The following is a 15,968-nucleotide window of genomic DNA, read 5'->3' on the forward strand; positions in this document are numbered from 1 at the left end:
GCCGATCACGCCGCCACCCGGTCCGGCCGCGCACCCAGATCGGCACGCTGAAGCCCCGCGATCGCGGCGATCGCGTGATGCGCGGACTGGACCGCGCCCTCCTGCCATCCCGGCGTCTGGCTCAGCGCGGCGCTGGCAAAGACGGTGCGGCCCGCGGGCTGGCACAACAGACGATAGCCTTCGGTATCGATATCACCCTCCTGATGTCCCGCCATCCCAACGAACCAGTTCGGCCATGGCCCCAGGCTGTACGGGATCTTGTTCCAGTTGACCGCGACGCCGTTGATCAGGTCCTTGCCATGCCCCGGGTGCAGCCGCTCGACCGCCGCGCGCGCCCGCTCGACCTGGTCGGCGATCGGCAGCTTCGCAAAGCCTTCCGCCCGCTCGCCCGAGGTATAGCAGGCCAGCAGCATCCCGCGCGGACTGAACAGCCCCGCGCTCGGATACCAGATCAGCGACGTCTCGCCGCCGACGAACGAGATGCCGCCATAGATCTGGTCCTGTTCCCAGAAGCGCGGCGAATCGAATGCGACCTTGTTCGAATGGTCGTACACCACGCCCGCAATCGCCTGCGCGACGGGTTTCGCGAAGTCGCAATCGACCTTGGCGAGCACCGGGAAGGGAATCGTGCAGACCGAGAAATCGGCGCGCGCGATCCGGCCCGCGCCCGTCTTCGTATCGCGCCAGGCGATCTCGACGCCATCGGGGCGGTTACGGATCCGCGTCACGTCCGCGCCGCGCACTACCTTGCGGGTCAGCGCCCGCTCGAACCCCGCCGGGATCCGGTCCATCCCGCCGACCGGCTGGAACATTGTCGCCTGCATATAGACATTGTCCTCGAACAGCATCGCCGGCAGCTGTTCGTTGGCGAGCAGCCGGTCGAGCGGCATCGGCGCGGGCGGTCGCGCGAAGACGCCGACGCCTGCATCGGGAAACGCCTGGAACCCCGATCGCAACGTCCCTGCGAAATGCCCCGTCGCGTCGAGATCGCCGTACGTCTTGAGGAAGGGCAGCAGCGCCTGCTTGTCCGCCGCGCTCAGGCTCTGGTCGAGCGCGCCCTGGTTGACCGCCTTCATCAGCAGTTCGGCGACGTGCCCACGCGTGTCGTTGATCGCGGTGCGCATCCGCACCTTGTCGCCCTTCTGCCCCATCAGGAAGGCGCTGCGGCTCGAATTGATCTCGACCTCGAGCGGAACGCCGAGCTTGCCGCAATAGCCGAGGATGCGGTGGTGGAAGCTCGGCAGCCGCGCCGGCCCGGCATTGAAATAGGCGCCGTCGGAGAAGCGCGCGACCTGGTCCGCCTCGCCGTCCATCACGATCCGGTCGCCGTCGCGCACCGTCCAGTTGCGCCCGCCGACCCGGTCGCGCGCCTCGAGCACGGTGACGTCGAACCCCGCCTGCTGCAGTTCATAGGCGGCGACCAGCCCGGCGATCCCCGCCCCCAGCACGATCACCGACCGCCCCTTGCCAAAGCCGGCGGGCAGGTCGGGCATCGGCGCCGCCGCCGCGACATTGCCCGCGATACCCAGCGCCTCCATCGCCCCGAAGGTCGCGGCCGCGCCGCCCGCCATGCCGATATGCTGTAGGATCGATCGCCGCGTGATCATCTGTGAGTCCGCCCCGTTTGCGCGGCCTCGACCGCGCGTCCCCTGGAAAGTCGCTCACCTTCGCGTCGTCCGTCCTGTTGGCTCGGATCCGCGGCACACTCCCCCGGCGACCGGCGCGTTGCCCGCACCAGCTCGTTATCGTCCGTCCCTGCGTTTTGTTATGACCGCATGACACCCCAATTGAATCGATCGCGCAAGCAGTTTTTGTCCTGTTTCGCGCGCATCCCGGTGCTATTGTTACGTACAAGGAGATTGCTGTATTCCAATCCATCGCTCCGCCGCCGTGCGGTGCCGGTTAGTCCATCATGCACGGCGCAGGCCGGGGCAATCGGCCGAGCCCGCGGCAACCCGCACCCGCCATCCCGCGTTAAGCCCGCGCACATGATCAAGGTCGCCAGCTATAATATCCACAAGGGCATCGGTCTCGACCGCCGCCGGAACCCCGAACGCGTGGTCGAGGTGCTGCGCGAGATCGACGCCGACGTCATCGCGCTGCAGGAGGCGGATCGCCGGTTCGGCACCCGCGCCTGCGTGCTGCCCTATCACCTGCTCGAGGAGCATAGCGACTGGAAGCCGATCCCCGTCAGCCTCAGCGCGCTCAGCATGGGATGGCACGGCAATGTCGTACTGGTGCGCAAGTCGGCGGTGATCGTCGACAGCGAGGCGATCCACCTGCCCTCGCTCGAGCCGCGCGGCGCGGTGATGGCGGACGTGCGGACCACAGGCGGGATGATCCGCGTCGTCGGCATGCATCTCGATCTGTCGGGGCTGTGGCGACGGCGTCAGGCGGCGGCGGTGCTCGCGCATGTCGACGCCTGTGCGACCCGCCACCCTACCGTGCTGATGGGCGACCTCAACGAATGGAGCGCGGGCTCGGGCTGTCTGCGCGACTTCGGCCGCGACTTCGCGTTTGCCGATACCGGCGCGAGCTTCCATTCGCGCCGCGCGATCGCCCGGCTCGACCGGATCATGGCGTCGCGCGACCTGCGCATCGCCAGCTGCGGCGTGCACAGCAGCGCCGCCGCGCGCAAGGCGTCAGATCACCTGCCGATCTGGGCGACGCTGGAACCCGCATGATCCGGACCGGCGCCGTCAGCTATCATCATTGCCCGGTCGGGGGCTGAGCGGGTGCGCGAGAAGGAGCTTCGTCTCGCCCTGGTCTGCTATGGCGGGATCAGCCTGGCCGTCTACATGCACGGCATCACCAAGGAGATCTGGCATCTCGTCCGCGCCAGCCACGGTCATCATGCCGGTGGCGGCCGCGGGACCGGCAGCCAGGCGGTGTACCGCGACTTGCTCGACGAGATCGAGGCGCAGGGCGCGCTCAAGGTCCGCGTGCTCGCCGACATCATCGCCGGCGCCAGCGCGGGTGGCATCAACGGCATCTTCCTCGCCCAGGCGATCGCGACCGGGCAGAGCCTCGATCCGCTCACCGATCTCTGGCTGAGCTCGGCCGATGTCGAGGCGCTGATCGATCCCCATGCCGCGCCGCATTCGCGCTTCTCGAAGGCCTGGGCCCTGCCGCTCGCCTGGATGGCGGCGGGGCGCAGCGCGGACAAGGTCCAGACGCTCGACGACACGACGCGCGAGGAGGTGAAGGCCAAGCTGTCGCATTTCGTCCGCTCGCGCTGGTTCGAGCCCCCGTTCGGCGGTGCGACCTTTACCGGGCTGCTGCTCGACGCGTTCGACGCGATGGCCGCCAGCGAACGCGGGCCCCGCCTGTTGCCGCCGGGCCAGCCGCTCGACCTGTTCGTGACGGTGACCGATTTCACCGGCCATCCCGAACGGCTCAAACTCAATTCGCCGCCCGAGGTCGTCGAGACCGAGCACCGCGTCGTCGTCGACTTTTCCGATCACGGCACGCCGACCGACAGCCTGGCGGACATCCCCGAACTCGCCTTTGCCGCACGCGCGACCTCGAGCTTTCCGGGTGCGTTCCCGCCGTTCATGGTCGCCGAGCTCGACGGCGTGCTCGCCGATCGCAAGACGTCCTGGGCGTCGCGCGATGCCTTCCTCAAGCGCATCCTGCCCCGCCAGTCGGCGACCAACGGCGCGGATCAGGTCGTGCTGATCGACGGGTCGGTGCTCGCCAATGCGCCGTTCCGCCCCGCGATCGACGCGCTGAAGGAACGCCCGGCGCGCCGCCAGATCGACCGCCGCTTCGTCTATATCGATCCGTCGCCGGGGATGAAGTTCCGCCTCCCGCCACAGAACGGCACGCCGGGCTTCTTCCAGACGATCATCGGCGCGATCAGCGAATTGCCGCGCCAGCAGCCGATCCGCGACAATCTCGACGCGATCGCCGCGCGCTCGGCGCAGATCGACCGGATGCGCGCGATCATCGATGCGATCCGCCCCGATGTCGAGGCGGAGGTCGAGCAGCTGTTCGGGCACACGCTGTTCCTCAACAGCCCGACCGCGGCGCGGCTCGCCAACTGGCGTGCGCGTGCGCAAAAGGCCGCGGCGAGCAGCGCGGGTTATGGCTATGCCGCCTATGGCCATCTGAAGGTCGCAGGCGTGGTCGAGACGCTGACCTCGCTGCTGTTCCACGCCGGCGGCGAACCCGGGCCGCAGCGCTGGGACCGGATCCGCGCGGCGATCGCGACCGCGGTGACGCAGAGCGGCGCCGAGGAGATCGGCGCGGCGCATGGCGGCGGCGCGAGCCCCGCGACGATCGCGTTCCTGCGACGCTTCGATCTCGGCTTCCGGATCCGCCGGCTGCGCCTGATGGCACGCCGTCTGACGGTGCTCGAGGCCGAGGTCGAGGAGGTCGCACTCGCGCCGATCCGCGATGCGATCTACGCGTCGCTGTCGGACTATCTCGAATGCCAGCGGACCGATGCGCATGCCGCGCTGCGCCGCGAGGTCCGCACGCTGCGCGACGACGCGATGCCGCTGCTCGACGCGCTCGCCGCCTCGCTCGACCTCAACCGCCGCGACGCCGAGACCGATGTACGGCTCGCGGAGGCGTTCGTCGCGCTCGACCGGCCGGTGCGCCGCTCGATGCTGCTCGCCTATCTCGGATTCCCCTATTTCGACACCGCGACGCTGCCGCTGCTGCAGGGTGAGGGGCTCGACGAATTCGACCCGATCAAGGTCGACCGGATCGCCCCCGACGACGCGATCGCGATTCGCTCGGGCGGCGCGGAGGCGACGCTGAAAGGGATCCAGTTCAACAGCTTCGGTGCGTTCTTCAGCCGCGCCTACCGCGAGAACGACTATCTCTGGGGCCGGCTGCACGGTGCCGAACGGATGATCGACATCACCGTCTCGACGCTGCCCCCGTCGGTGCGGATGAAGCCCGGCCGCGTCGCCGCGATCAAGCGCGCGGCGTTCCTCGCCATTCTCGACGAGGAGGAGGAACGGCTGACCGCTGTGCCCGGCCTGTTCGCGGATCTGCGCCGCGAGATCGGCTAAAACGCACCGTCCGTGACCGCCGGCTTGGTCCGGAACAGGGTTAAGTTGGCGCAAGGCTGGCCAAAAGCGGACGGCGGCTTTACCCCCGGGCGGATGCAAGGGGATAAGTCATGCAGTTCCTGAAGATCCTGTTCTGGTGCCTGCTGGCGTTCATCGCCGCAGTCTTCACCATCGCCAACTGGGCGACCGTGCCGATCCGGCTCTGGGGCGGCCTGATCGCCGACGTGAATCTGCCAATGCTGTTGCTGGTCACGTTCCTGATCGGGTTCCTGCCGACCTTGCTCTACAATCTCGCGATGCGCTGGCGCCTGCGTCAGCGGCTCGCGACCGCGGAGCGGACGATCCTCGACCTGCGCGCCGCGCATGCCGTGCCGCCGGTGGGCTACCCTACCCCGTCCTATCCGACTCCGTCCTACCCTGAGGAACCGGCCGTCGCGTCCGCCATCCCGCCCGCCGCCGCGCCGACCGCGGTCCCGCCGGGAGTCGCATGATGAGCAGCCCGATCTATGTCGCGATCGACACCCCCGATCTGGCCCGCGCCAAGGCGATCGCCGGGCGCGTCCGCCACCATGTCGGCGGGATCAAGCTCGGCCTCGAATTCTTCTGCGCGCACGGCCAGCCCGGCGTGCATGCGATGGCCGAGTTCGACCTGCCGATCTTCCTCGATCTCAAGCTGCACGACATTCCCAATACCGTCGCCAAGGCGGTGCAGGCGCTCGGCGGGCTCGCCCCCGCGATCCTGACCGTTCATGCCAGCGGCGGTCGCGCGATGCTCGAGGATGCAAAGGCCGCCGCGCCGGTCGGGACCAAGGTCATCGCGGTGACGATGCTTACCAGCCTCGATGCGTCCGATCTTACCGCCACCGGGATCACCGGCAGCGCGCACGACCATGTCGCGCGGCTGACCGAACTGGCGCGCGACTCCGGGGTCGACGGCATCGTCTGCTCGGGCGCCGAAGTCGCCGCGGCCAAGGCGATCTGGCCCAAGGGGTTCTTCGTCGTGCCCGGTGTCCGCCTGCCCGACGGCCATGTCGGCGACCAGAAGCGCGTCGTCACCCCGCGCGCGGCACTCGACGCCGGCGCCTCGATCCTCGTGGTCGGTCGCCCGATCACCCAGGCAGAAGACCCCGACACCGCCGCCCGCGCGATCGCCGCGACGCTCTGACCCTCACCGTCCACCGTCATCCCGACGATCTACCCCCGTCATCCTGACAGAGAATGTGGGAATTCACAGGCCGCCGGGATATGAGGAACACCATGACTACCGCCAAGATCTGCGGCCTCTCGACCCCCGCGACGCTCGACGCCGCGATCCGGCACGGGGCGAGCCATGTCGGCTTCGTCTTCTTCCCCGCCTCGCCGCGCCACGTGACCTTCGACAAGGCCGCCGAACTCGCCGCGCGCGTGCCGGGCCATGTCGCCAGGGTCGGCGTGTTCGTGGATCCCGAGGACGAGATGCTCGAACAGGCGATTGCCTCCGCGGCGCTCGACGTGCTGCAGCTCCACAAGGTCACGCCCGCACGTGCCGCCGCGATCCGCGCGCGGTTCGGGATCGAGCTATGGGTCGCCGTCGCGGTGCGCACGCGCGGCGATCTCGACGCTGCGCACGCGTTCGTCGGTGTCGCCGATCGTATCCTCTACGACGCGAAAACCCCCGATTCGGCCGCGCTGCCCGGCGGGATGGGTCTGCGTTTCGACTGGGACCTGCTCGACGGGTTCCGGCATCCGCTGCGCTGGGCGCTGTCGGGCGGGCTCGACCCGGCGAATGTCGCCGAGGCGATCCGGCGCACCGGCGCGGAGCTGGTCGACGTGTCGTCGGGGGTGGAGAGCGAACCCGGCGTGAAGGACGACGCCAGGATCGCGGCGTTTCTGAAGGCGGTCGCAACCTGAACTGTTCACCCGCGAAGGCGGGTGCCCAGACTGGGTCCCCGCCTTCGCGGGGATACAGGGGCTTGGCGCATTGTAACGAGGTGCTAAAGCGCTCCGCATGAACGCTACCCCTGCTCCCAATTCCTACCGCGCCCAGCCCGACGAACGCGGCCATTTCGGCGATTTCGGCGGCCGTTACGTCGCCGAGACGCTGATGCCGCTCGTCCTCGAACTCGACGAGGCGTACCGCGCCGCCAAGGCCGACCCTGCGTTCAAGGCGCAGTTCGACGACCTGCTCGAACATTATGTCGGCCGCCCGAGCCCGCTCTATTACGCTGAACGGCTGACCGAAGCGCTGCGCGAATCCGCAGAACCCGGCATGGGCGCGCAGATCTGGTTCAAGCGCGACGAGCTGAACCACACCGGCGCGCACAAGATCAACAACTGCATCGGCCAGATCCTGCTCGCGATCCGGATGGGCAAGACGCGGATCATCGCCGAGACCGGCGCGGGCCAGCACGGCGTCGCGACCGCGACCGTCTGCGCGCGCTTCGGCCTGCCGTGCGTGATCTACATGGGCGCCAAGGACGTCGAACGTCAGGCGCCCAACGTGTTCCGCATGAAGCTGCTCGGCGCCGAGGTCCGCCCCGTCACCAGCGGCGCGCACACGCTGAAGGACGCGATGAACGAGGGGATGCGCGACTGGGTCGCCAACGTCCACGACACCTTCTACATCATCGGCACCGCCGCCGGCCCGCACCCCTATCCCGAGATGGTCCGCGATTTCCAGTCGGTGATCGGCACCGAGGCGCGCGCGCAGATGCTCGACCGCGTCGGCCGCCTGCCCGACCTGCTCGTCGCCGCGATCGGTGGCGGATCGAACGCGATCGGGCTGTTCCACCCGTTCCTCGACGATGCCGATGTCGCGATGCTCGGCGTCGAGGCGGCGGGCCACGGGCTCGACAAGCAGCATGCGGCGAGCCTCGCGGGCGGCTTCCCCGGCGTGCTCCACGGCAACAAGACCTATCTGCTGCAGGACGAGGACGGCCAGATCACCGAGGCGCATTCGATCTCGGCGGGCCTCGACTATCCGGGCATCGGCCCCGAGCATGCCTGGTTGCGCGACATCGGCCGCGTCGACTATGACAGCGCGACCGACCAGGAGGCGCTCGACGCGTTCCAGCTGCTCTGCCGCACCGAGGGCATCATCCCCGCGTTGGAGCCGAGCCACGCGATCGCGACCGTGACCAAGAAGGCGCGCGCGATGCGGCAGGACCAGATCATCCTCGCCAATCTGTGCGGCCGCGGCGACAAGGACATCTTCACCGTCGCCGAAGCGCTCGGGGTGGCGATTTGAGCCGCCTCGCCGCCACCTTCGCGCGCACCGCGGCCGAGAACCGGGCCGCGCTCGTCGCGTTCGTCACCGCGGGCGATCCCTCGACCGCCGCGACGCCGGCGATCCTCGACGCGCTCGTCGCGGGCGGCGCGGATGCGATCGAGCTCGGCATGCCGTTCACCGACCCGATGGCCGATGGCCCCGCGATCCAGGCCGCCAACATCCGCAGCCTCGCGCAGGGGACGCGCACCGCGGACATCCTCGCGATCGCCACCGCCTTCCGCGCGCGCCATCCCGACACCCCGCTGGTGCTGATGGGCTATGGCAACCCGATGCTGCGGCGCGGCGCGGACTGGTTCGCGCAGGCCGCGGCGGCTGCGGGCGTCGACGGCGTGATCTGCGTCGACGTGCCGCCCGAGGAGGATGATGCGCTCGGGCCCCAGCTGCGCGCCGCCGGGATCGACCTGATCCGCCTCGCCACCCCGACCACCGACGCGGCCCGGCTGCCGGCCGTGCTCGATGGCGCGAGCGGGTTCCTCTATTACGTCTCGGTCGCGGGCATCACCGGGCTGCAACAGGCGCAGCAATCCTCGATCGAGGACGCGGTCGCACGGCTGAAGGCGCAGACCGACATCCCGGTCGCGGTCGGCTTCGGCATCCGCACGCCCGAGCAGGCGGCGAACGTCGCGCGCGTCGCCGACGGCGTCGTGGTCGGCTCGGCGATCGTCGAGCTGGTCGCGCAGCACGGCACCGCTGCGGCGGAGCCCGTCCGCGCCTATATCACGTCTCTCGCCGATGCCGTCGCGTCCGCAAGAAAGGAAATTCGCATGGAGATCGGGGCATGAGCTGGCTCAACAGCGTCCGCAACGTCCTGCCGTTCGTCGCCAAGCGCGAGACGCCCGAAAATCTCTGGCACAAGTGCAAGGGCTGCGGGCAGATGGTCTTCACCAAGGAGCTGGAGGAAAATCTCCACGTCTGCCCGAAATGCGACCATCACGACCGCATCGGCCCGAAGATCCGCTTCGCGCAGCTGTTCGACGAAGGCAGCTGCAGCGAGCTGCCCGCGCCGCCGGTGCCCGAGGATCCGCTCAAGTTCCGCGACCAGAAGCGCTATACCGATCGCCTCAAGGCGGCACGCACCGACAACAGCGAGCGTGACGCGCTCGTCAATGCCCGCGGCGCGATCGACGGCCACCGCGTCGTCGTCGGCGTGCAGGATTTCGGCTTCATGGGCGGATCGATGGGCCTCGCGGTCGGCGAAGCCTTCGTTCGCGGCGTCGAGGCCGCGATCGAGGACCGGGTGCCCTATGTGATCTTCACCGCCAGCGGCGGCGCACGCATGCAGGAGGGCATTCTCAGCCTGATGCAGATGCCGCGCAGCACCGTCGCGATCCAGATGCTCCACGACGCCGGGCTGCCCTATATCGTCGTGCTGACCGATCCGACGTCGGGCGGCGTGATGGCGGCCTATGCGATGCTCGGCGACGTCCAGATCGCCGAACCCAAGGCGACTTTGGCCTTCACCGGCCGCCGCGTGATCGAGAGCACGATCCGCGAGAAGCTGCCCGAGGATTTCCAGACGTCGGAATATTATTTCGAACACGGGATGATCGACATGGTCGTCCACCGGAAAGACCTGCGCGAACAGCTCGGCACCGTCATCGGCTATCTGAGCGCCCGCGAAGCGGCGTAAATCCGATCCTCCCCCGCCAGGGGGAGGATCGTGAGGAGCCAAGAATGCCCGACCACGCCACCTCCTCCTCCCCCGCCGTCCAGGCGCAGCTCGACCGGCTGACCGCGCTGTCCCCCGGCGCCGACATTCTCGGCCTCGAGCGCATCACCGCGCTGCTGTCGCGGCTCGGCGACCCGCATCGGTCGCTGCCGCCCGTGTTCCATGTCGCCGGGACCAACGGCAAGGGATCGACCTGCGCGTTCCTGCGCGCCGCGATCGAGGCGGCGGGGCTCAACGTCCATGTCTATTCGAGCCCACACCTCGTCCGCTTCAACGAACGCATTCGCCTCGCCGGCCGGCTGATCGACGACGACGCGCTCGCCGCGCTGCTGTCCGAGGTGCTCGACCACGCCGCGGACCTGCAGGCGAGCTTCTTCGAGGTCACCACCGCCGCCGCCTTCCTCGCCTTCGCGCGGACGCCCGCCGCGGCGACGATCGTCGAGGTCGGGCTGGGCGGCCGGCTCGATGCGACCAACGTCATCCCGAACCCCGTCGCTACCGGCATCGCCGCGCTCGGGATCGACCATCAGGCGTTTCTCGGCGACACGCTGCTGGCGATCGCGGGCGAGAAGGCGGGCATCGCCAAGCGCGGCGTGCCGCTCGTGACGATGGATTATGCCCGACCGCTGCGCGCGCGCATCGCGGGAATCGCCGAGGCGGCGGGCGCCCCCGTCCTCGCGCGCGGCACCGCCTGGACGAGCGAGACGACGCGCACGACGATGCGCTACACCGATGCGGACGGCACGCTCGTCACCAACCGCCCGCGGCTGGTCGGCCTGCACCAGTCGCGCAATCTCGCGCTCGCGATCGCGATGCTGCGGCATCAGTCGGCGCTCGCCATCCCCGACGCGGCGATGCGCGCCGCCGCGGACGCCGCGCATTGGCCCGCGCGGATGCAGCGGCTGTCCGACGGCCCGCTCCATGCGCGGTTGCCCGCGGGCAGCGACCTGTGGCTCGACGGCGCGCACAATCCCAATGCCGCACAGCCGGTCGCGCGCGTGCTGCGGACGCTGGCGGCAGGGCGTCCCGCGACGCTCGTGCTCGGCATGCTCGCGAACAAGGATGCCGACGCGGTGCTCGACATTCTCGGCCCGCAGGTCGGCCACGTCGTCGCGCTCCCCGTTCCGGGTCATGCGCACCACGCCCCGGACGCGCTGGCGGCGATCGCCCGACGCGCCGGGTGCAGCGCGGAGACCGCCGCGACCCCCGCCGAGGCGCTCGACCGCATCGCCGCGCAGGGTGACGCGCCGCAGTTCGTGCTGATCGCCGGTTCGCTCTATCTCGCGGGCGAAGTGCTCGCAGGCAACGACGAGCTGCCGCACTGACCCCTTATTGCTATTGACTATCAATAACGAACGCGCGACCTTGGTCTTGTAACCACGGAGTCGCGTATATGACCGATGCCAACCGCTTTGCCGGCACGACGCTTGCCAGCATGACGACGGTGCTGCCGCATCCACTGCCGCCCTGCGAGAATGCGCGGATCGCGCTGTTTGCGATGCGACGGATGGGTGCGAACGGGCTTGGCGACGCGCGCGCCGCGCACACGCTGTTCACCGCGTTCGGACAGGGGTTTCGCCGGCCGCTGATCCTGATGCGCGCGCTGATGGCCGATCTCGCGGGCAGCGCGGCGGGGACGATCGCGATCGCGCCCTGCTGCTGCGCGCGGATGACGCCGGCCGAATCGGCGTTGCTGTCGATCCTCGCGCGGGTCGAGACCGCGCCCGACACCGCGCGGCTGCTGATGACCGACCTGCTCGGCGTCCGCCGCGTCGACGGCGTCCTCACCAGCGCCGCCGCAGTCGCCGCCGCCTTCGCGGACGAGGGGCGCCCGGTTACGGGTTGAACCGGGTCACGCGCCGGTGTCAGTCCGCCCCGGCCGCGATCGCCGGGTCGCGCCGCACGCTTTCGACGACGAACCCCTGACGCCACAGGATCCACAGCAGCACGAGCCCCGGCACCGCGACGACCATCGTCAGCATCCAGAAGCCGGGCCAGCCCAGCGCGTTGGCGGCATAGCCTGCGGGTGCCGCCAGCCACGTCCGCCCGACCGCCGCGAACGACGACAGCAGCGCGAACTGCGTCGCGGTATAGGCGAGGTTGGACAGCCCCGAGAGATAGGTGACGAACACCGTCAGCCCGATCCCGCTCGTCACCTGCTCGGTCGCGACCGCGATCGTCAGCCAGGTGTTCGAATGGCCGTGCCAGGCAAGGATGACGAACATGAAGTTGCTGAGCATCATCAGCATGCCCGACACGAACAGCGCGCGGCCGAGGCCCAGCCACGCCATGAACGGCGCGCCCAGCGCGGTCCCGACGATCAGCCCCCAGAACCCGACCAGCTTATTGATCGCGATGAATTCGGTGTCGCTGAACCCCAGTTCGACGATCATCGGGTTCAGCATGCCCTGCCCCATCGCATCGCCCAGCTTGTAGATCAGCACGAACAGCAGGATCAGCACCGCGCCGCGACGCTGGAAGAACTCGCGGAACGGCCCGATGATCGTATCCTCGAGCCAGCGCCCGCGCGACGCCTCATCCTGTGATGCCAGCACCCGGTCATGCAGTCCGCGCCCCGCCCAGAGCGCCGCGAGCGCGCCGGGAATGACGCAGAACGCGGTCAGCCCATAGCCCATCGCCCAGCCCAGCCCGAGCCCTTCGGACGAGGCGATCGCGATCGTGCCGACCCCTGCCGCCAGATTGCCGAGCCGGTAGCCGAACTGGTTGTTCGCGGTCCCGTGCGGCAATTCGTCTTCGGGCAGGATCTCGATCCGGTAGGCGTCGATCACGATATCCTGAGTCGCGCCGAGGAACGCGGTCACGATCGCCCAGAAGGCGAACACCCCGAGATGATCCTGCGGCGCGCTGAACCCCAGCATCCAGACCGAGCCGAACAGCAGCGCCTGGACGAAGAACAGCCAGGCGCGACGCTGCCCGACCCAGGCCGTCAGCACCGGGATCTGGAACCGGTCGATGAACGGCGCCCAGAGGAATTTCAGCGTGTACGGGGTCGTCAGGCCGATCGCGAAGCCGATCGTCTTCTTGTCGATCCCGACCTTCGACAGCCAATAGCCCATCGTCCCCAGCAACAGCGCGAGCGGAAAGCCGCTCGATATCCCGAGCAGCAGCGCCGCGATCGGCCGGGGCCGCAGATAGGGGGCGATGGTGGCGAGCAGGGATCGACGCGGAACGGCTGTACTGGACATGGGCCGACCATAGCGGGCTGTCGACGCGAGGGAAGGCGGAAGACGTCGCCGCTTCGCCTTGGTCGCGACGAAGCTAAACGCGTGCCGTCAGACGGGCGCGCTGAACAGCCGCAGGCCCGAGGGCAGCTTCTTCGGCTCGCTCCCCGCCATCCGCGCCTCGATCGCGGCGATCGCGGCAAGCAGGTCACGCTGCGAATAGGGTTTGGAGAGACACCCCGCGGCCAGCGTCGTCGCCTCGACCGGGCAGTTGCCCGTGACGAACAGCACCGGCACCCCGCGTTCCAGGGCCGCACGCGCCACGTCGAGCCCCGATCCGTCGCTCAGGCTGACATCGGCGAGGATCAGGTCGATCGCGGACTCGCTTTCGATCACCGCCAGTGCATCGCTGACCCGGTCGACTGTCGCGACCACGGTGAATTTCGATTCGGTCAGGAAATATTCGGTGTCGAACGCGACCAGCGGTTCGTCCTCAACAACCAGCAAGCGGATGATCAGCCGCTTCTTCTTTGCGAACAGCATCGACATCACGCCCCTTCGCGCAACGAATGGTCGTTACGCCCATGCGACATAACGCACCGCATCACGAAGGGACGCAAATATTTTCGCGCTGCACCCCGATCCATAGTATCAGCCGCGCCATGACGACTTCAAAAGACGATAACCCGACTGCCAGCCCGTCGAACGACGCGCCCGCAACAGCCCCCGCAGCCCCCATCAAGGGCGACCGCATCGCCAAACTGCTCGCCCGCGCGGGCGTCGCGTCGCGCCGCGACATCGAACGGATGATCGCCGAGGGGCGCGTCGCGCTCAACGGCAGCACGCTCGACACGCCGGCGACGATCCTGCGCAACCTTGCCGGCGTCACCGTCGACGGCGATCCGGTCGAGGCGCCCAGCGCGGCGCGGCTTTTCCTTTACCACAAGCCGACCGGGCTGCTCGTCACCGAGCGCGATCCGGCGGGCCGGACGACGATCTACGACCGCCTGCCGCGCGAACTGCCGCGACTCGTCCCCGTCGGCCGGCTCGATCTCAACACCGAGGGGCTGTTGCTGATGACCACCGACGGTGGTCTCAAGCGCCAGCTCGAACTCCCCGCGACCGGCGTCGAGCGCGCCTATCGCGCGCGCGCCTATGGCAACATCACCCAGCCGCAGCTCGAGGAGCTGATCGAGGGGATCGAGATCGAGGGCGTCCGCTACGGCTCGATCAACGCCAATATCGAACGTCGCACCGGCGCGAACGTCTGGATCGAGATGATCCTGACCGAGGGCAAGAATCGCGAAGTCCGCCGCGTGCTCGAACATCTGGGCCTCCAGGTCTCGCGCCTGATCCGCACTCGCTACGGCCCGTTCGTGCTCGGCGACCTCGCCCCCGGCCAGATCGGCGAAGTGCTCCAGCACGACGTCGTCGCCTTCCAGAAGGAGCTCGCGCGCGGCAAGCCCGAGGGCCCCGGCGCGCGTCCGAACATCGGCATCAGCGCCAGTGCCGGCGCGGGTGCGGGGATCGGCGCCAAGTCGCCCCAGCGTGGCGCCAACGCCCCCCGTCCTGCCCCCTCGGCCCGGCCCGCGACCGCGGCACCGCGCCAGCCCGCGCGCAGCCCCTATGCGGCGCCGGCAAGCTCCGGCTTCTCGAGCGGCGCAGCGCCGGTCGATCGCGCCGCACGACCGGCCCGCCCGGCCCGGCCCGAGCGGATCCGCCCGACCGCGGCGATGGTCCGCGGCGACGTCACCGATCCCTGGGCCAAGCCCGATGCGCGCGGCGGCAATCGCGCGGCCGCGACGCATCACGCCCAGCCGACCGGCGCCGGCACCGGTCGCCCGACCTATCGCCAGGAGCGCGCGGACCGCGGCGAGGAACTGAGCACCAGCCCCAAGATCAAGCATTTCCGCGCCGCCAAGCCGCCCCGCGACCGCGCCGCCCCGACCCGCGTCGGCGGCGGGGGCAGCAGCGGTAGCGGTAGCGGGGGCACGACAGCCCCGCGCCGCCCCGACTCGCCCCAGCGTCAGGACCAGCGCCAGGACCAGCAACGCGGCTTCCGCCCTCAGACGGACGACTCCCGCGCGCGGACCGGTCTCGACAAGCGTGCCGCGCGCAGTGCCGCCGGTCGCCCCGGTGCGGATCCCCGCCCGCCGCGCGACGGCGCACCGCGTCCCGAACGCGGCAGCCGTCCGCCCGCGCCCGGCAAGGGACCATCAGGGGGGCGCGGTCATCCGCCCCGCGCACCACGCGGAGGTAAACGCTGATGCGGATCATCGCAGGCCAGTATCGCGGTCGCCAGATCGTCGCGCCCAAGGGTGACGCGACCCGCCCGACCGCCGATCGCATGCGCGAGGCGCTGTTCTCGATGCTGACCAGCCGCGTCGGCAGTTTCGAAGGGCTCGCGGTCGCCGATCTGTTCGCGGGCTCGGGTGCGCTCGGGATCGAGGCCTTGTCGCGCGGCGCGGGGTCGTGCCTGTTCGTCGAGCAGGACAAGCCCGCGCTTGATGCGCTGAAGGGCAATCTCGCCAAGCTCGGCATTCGCGGCGACGTCCGCGCGACCTCGGTGATGGCGATGGGCCCCGCGCCCGCGCCGCTCGACATCATCCTGATGGATCCGCCCTATGACACCGGTGCGGGCCTCGTCGCGCTCGACAAGCTCGCGCGGCTCGGCTGGACCAGCCCGGCGACGTGGATCAGCCTCGAGACCGCAAAGGCGGAGGTCGTCCAGCTGCCGGGCTTCGAGGTCGACGCCACGCGCGTCCACGGCAAGGCGCGGCTGACGCTGCTGCGCCCCGCCTGACGTAACGGTCTCCCGCGCAAGC

15 protein-coding genes are annotated in these 15,968 nt (G+C 69.6%); 12 read left to right on the plus strand and 3 right to left on the minus strand.

The window, feature by feature from the left end:
• Positions 1-5: 5 nt before the first annotated feature.
• Positions 6-1,607: a flavin monoamine oxidase family protein gene (locus NEF64_RS13170; RefSeq protein WP_276576757.1), complete on the minus strand. Its 1,602-nt coding sequence runs from the start codon at positions 1,605-1,607 to the stop codon at positions 6-8.
• Positions 1,608-1,988: 381 nt separating this feature from the next.
• On the opposite strand from NEF64_RS13170, the gene NEF64_RS13175 reads away from it, so the two are divergent.
• From NEF64_RS13175 to NEF64_RS13220, 10 genes are all read left to right on the plus strand, one after another.
• Entirely contained in the window at positions 1,989-2,684 is a 696-nt protein-coding gene (locus tag NEF64_RS13175) for an endonuclease/exonuclease/phosphatase family protein (protein ID WP_031441229.1), read from the plus strand.
• A gap of 51 nt (positions 2,685-2,735) precedes the next feature.
• Positions 2,736-5,024, plus strand: a complete 2,289-nt coding sequence (locus tag NEF64_RS13180; protein ID WP_056405563.1) for a patatin-like protein — start codon at positions 2,736-2,738, stop codon at positions 5,022-5,024.
• Between the two features lie 110 nt (positions 5,025-5,134).
• Positions 5,135-5,515, plus strand: a complete 381-nt coding sequence (locus NEF64_RS13185; protein WP_042467388.1) for a LapA family protein — start codon at positions 5,135-5,137, stop codon at positions 5,513-5,515.
• Positions 5,515-6,189, plus strand: coding sequence for an orotidine-5'-phosphate decarboxylase (pyrF, locus tag NEF64_RS13190; protein WP_056405562.1), 675 nt, complete (start codon positions 5,515-5,517; stop codon positions 6,187-6,189). Before NEF64_RS13185 ends, pyrF begins: the two co-directional genes overlap by 1 nt.
• Before the next feature lie 92 nt (positions 6,190-6,281).
• Complete coding sequence (locus NEF64_RS13195; RefSeq protein ID WP_056405561.1) at positions 6,282-6,914, plus strand: phosphoribosylanthranilate isomerase; 633 nt, start codon at positions 6,282-6,284, stop codon at positions 6,912-6,914.
• A gap of 97 nt (positions 6,915-7,011) precedes the next feature.
• Entirely contained in the window at positions 7,012-8,250 is a 1,239-nt protein-coding gene (gene trpB / locus NEF64_RS13200; protein WP_056405560.1) for a tryptophan synthase subunit beta, read from the plus strand.
• Positions 8,247-9,074 carry a tryptophan synthase subunit alpha gene (trpA, locus tag NEF64_RS13205; RefSeq protein ID WP_252573853.1) on the plus strand — a complete coding sequence of 276 codons (828 nt, stop codon included), beginning with the start codon at positions 8,247-8,249 and terminating at the stop codon, positions 9,072-9,074. Before trpB ends, trpA begins: the two co-directional genes overlap by 4 nt.
• On the plus strand, positions 9,071-9,922 hold the full coding sequence (gene accD, locus NEF64_RS13210; protein ID WP_056405558.1) for an acetyl-CoA carboxylase, carboxyltransferase subunit beta: 852 nt from the start codon (positions 9,071-9,073) through the stop codon (positions 9,920-9,922). The genes trpA and accD overlap by 4 nt, the downstream gene beginning before the upstream one ends.
• Positions 9,923-9,966: 44 nt before the next feature.
• Positions 9,967-11,286: a bifunctional folylpolyglutamate synthase/dihydrofolate synthase gene (locus NEF64_RS13215; protein ID WP_056405557.1), complete on the plus strand. Its 1,320-nt coding sequence runs from the start codon at positions 9,967-9,969 to the stop codon at positions 11,284-11,286.
• 68 nt (positions 11,287-11,354) lie between these two features.
• On the plus strand, positions 11,355-11,807 hold the full coding sequence (locus NEF64_RS13220) for a DUF6628 family protein (protein ID WP_056405556.1): 453 nt from the start codon (positions 11,355-11,357) through the stop codon (positions 11,805-11,807).
• Between the two features lie 19 nt (positions 11,808-11,826).
• On the opposite strand, the gene NEF64_RS13225 is transcribed toward NEF64_RS13220, so the two are convergent.
• Positions 11,827-13,167: an AmpG family muropeptide MFS transporter gene (locus tag NEF64_RS13225; RefSeq protein ID WP_056405555.1), complete on the minus strand. Its 1,341-nt coding sequence runs from the start codon at positions 13,165-13,167 to the stop codon at positions 11,827-11,829.
• Between the two features lie 87 nt (positions 13,168-13,254).
• Entirely contained in the window at positions 13,255-13,686 is a 432-nt protein-coding gene (locus tag NEF64_RS13230) for a response regulator (protein WP_031395459.1), read from the minus strand.
• A gap of 119 nt (positions 13,687-13,805) precedes the next feature.
• On the opposite strand from NEF64_RS13230, the gene NEF64_RS13235 reads away from it, so the two are divergent.
• The gene (locus NEF64_RS13235) at positions 13,806-15,410 is read left to right on the plus strand and encodes a pseudouridine synthase (RefSeq protein WP_252573855.1); all 1,605 of its coding nucleotides are present in this window, start codon (positions 13,806-13,808) and stop codon (positions 15,408-15,410) included.
• Positions 15,410-15,946 (plus strand): 16S rRNA (guanine(966)-N(2))-methyltransferase RsmD, encoded by a 537-nt coding sequence (gene rsmD, locus NEF64_RS13240; RefSeq protein ID WP_056405554.1) that lies wholly within the window; start codon positions 15,410-15,412, stop codon positions 15,944-15,946. Before NEF64_RS13235 ends, rsmD begins: the two co-directional genes overlap by 1 nt.
• Positions 15,947-15,968: the final 22 nt, after the last annotated feature.

It is taken from the genome of Sphingomonas aerolata (genome assembly GCF_023935825.1).
GTDB classification, from domain to species: domain Bacteria; phylum Pseudomonadota; class Alphaproteobacteria; order Sphingomonadales; family Sphingomonadaceae; genus Sphingomonas; species Sphingomonas aerolata.